Origin of the sequence: Megasphaera sp. AF13-6AC (assembly GCF_027685385.1) — a bacterium.
Lineage (GTDB): Bacteria > Bacillota > Negativicutes > Veillonellales > Megasphaeraceae > Megasphaera > Megasphaera micronuciformis.
Genome location: NZ_JAQCUN010000222.1, coordinates 1 through 1,299 on the forward strand (window position 1 = coordinate 1; position 1,299 = coordinate 1,299).

Here is a 1,299-nt window from a genome sequence, read left to right on the forward strand (position 1 = left end):
ACGGTCAACCCTTTTTTACGGGCCGTTCGTCCCAAAGCCGCCGCAATCGGTTCGTCATCGTACGTAATAATAACATCTCCCAACCGTTCAGCCAACTTTTCTTTCATCGGTTCGACAAGGTTTTGAGCGGCTTCTTTTGTCTCTCCCTTAGCCGTAATACGGATTTCCACATAACCGATGCGGGCATACATGGCCAAAGTCGGCTCCGACTGGTTCTTGACAAGATCCATAATCGTTTCTTCAATGCGTGCTTCACCCATATCGTAAATTCTCATATACGACGAGTAAATGTAGCCTTGTGACCCGAAACGTTCATATAGCCACGGCTTTACGCTATGATCGAAAACCCACTTCATTTCCGACGGCGGTCCCGGCAAGTGAATGAGAACCTTGCCGCCCTTGTACAAAGCCGTTCCCGGTGCCGTCCCCGCCTCGTTGGTCAAGACATCCGCACCTTTGGGGATCATGGCTTGGCGGCGCTGGTTTTCCGTCAAATCCCGCTCAGGATGACGAAGTTTAATCCACGCAACGACACCTTCCATTACGTCTTCACGAAACTCAAGAGGTGTATCCGTCACTTCGGCACCGATGATTTTCGTCATATCGCCCTGTGTCGGTCCGAGACCGCCTGTCGTTATAACCATATCGGCACGACCCAGAGCTGTTTCCAGAACCTGCTTCATACGCTGAGGATTGTCGCCTACCGTCGTATGGTAAATAACGGAATACCCCATCGTATTAAGCTGTTGTGATAAATATTGAACATCTACATTGCTTATTTCACCGAGCAAGAGTTCCGACCCGGTCGTTACCAATTCAACCAGCACAGCTTACACCTCGATATTAAATGCGTTCAGCAATGACATCATAGGCAAACCCTTGAACAACGCGTACGGGAATGATGTCTCCTTCTTTTAGTCCTTTTGCGTCTTCTACATACGTCAAACCGTCTACTTCGGGAGCCTGAATATCCAGACGACCGACAGCCTGCAAATAACCGCTTTCGTCCGTCAATTCCTCAACGATAAAAGGATGGACGGAGCCTTCCAGGTTGCGATTTCGTTCTTCCGACACCTTGGCTTGAATAGCCATAAGCCTATGATATCGTTCTTCCTTCACCTCTTCGGGAATCTGGTCGGCCATAGCCGCTGCGGGAGTCCCTTCTTCCTGTGAATAGGTGAAAACACCGACGGCATCGAACTTCGTCCGTTCCACAAAGTCGCACAGTTCCTGAAACTCTTCTTCCGTTTCTCCCGGAAATCCGACAATAAACGTAGATCTCAATGTCAGCTTGCGACC

1 protein-coding gene and 1 pseudogene are annotated in these 1,299 nt (G+C 49.5%); both read right to left on the reverse strand.

What is annotated here, in order from left to right; all coding sequences use genetic code 11:
• A partial coding sequence (locus PGX78_RS08335; RefSeq protein WP_270446480.1) for a molybdopterin-binding protein occupies positions 1 to 827 on the reverse strand: 827 nt, incomplete at its 3' end.
• Between the two features lie 16 nt (positions 828 to 843).
• Positions 844 to 1,299: pseudogene (locus PGX78_RS08340) on the reverse strand (30S ribosomal protein S12 methylthiotransferase RimO); the annotation flags it as partial.